The sequence below is a fragment of the Mesorhizobium sp. M4B.F.Ca.ET.089.01.1.1 genome (assembly GCF_004022605.1).
Lineage (GTDB): Bacteria > Pseudomonadota > Alphaproteobacteria > Rhizobiales > Rhizobiaceae > Mesorhizobium > Mesorhizobium abyssinicae.
Genome location: NZ_RZOS01001180.1, coordinates 1 through 622 on the forward strand (window position 1 = coordinate 1; position 622 = coordinate 622).

The following is a 622-nucleotide window of genomic DNA, read 5'->3' on the forward strand; positions in this document are numbered from 1 at the left end:
CGATGAATCTCTCGCGAAATTCAGGAAGACCGTCGAAGTGCAAAAGAGCCCATCCCTCGACGGCAGCCGCACGGATCAACCAGTCTCGAAAGTCACCGCCATTCTTCGCGATTGTGGCTTTAACGATTTCCGCACGGCCCCTCTGGGTAATCCGACGGTGCAGGCTGCCCGGCGATACTGCCCAACTTTCTGGACGCTTGAACCTCGTTGACTGGTAGCTAAGCTCTTGCTCAATCTGGCTGCGTAGGCTGTGGGGGACACTCTTTGGCCAACCACCGCTCTATCGCCTTGGAAAACGCGCCAAGCTCTTCCGCTGCGGGGATGCTCGCGATGGGGTCGCCAACGTCGCGAAGTCGATCCGCGTGGGTTCGACAAAAGCGGCTCAGCCCGGCTCGATGGTGTGCGCAGCCCCCGAGGCTGCAGGTGAGGCCTTGGTTCCGGTGCTTCCTGAGGGTCATAATGCCCTTTCGGTCAGGACGCTCGGCGGTCATCCAGGTGGTGGGATTTCCCCGTTGATTAGACATTTCATGCTCTGGGTATAGGTCGAGTGTGTGGAAGTAACACTGGCTCCACACGGGTAAGGGAGATGCGGACACCTAGATGATGTCACCCACTATAATAG

General features: G+C 58.2%; 1 protein-coding gene. It reads left to right on the top strand.

From position 1 onward, the window contains the following. Nucleotides 1-211: hypothetical protein (locus tag EN780_RS40015; protein ID WP_210215117.1), on the top strand; the 211-nt coding region annotated here is incomplete at its 5' end. Nucleotides 212-622 lie beyond the last annotated feature (411 nt).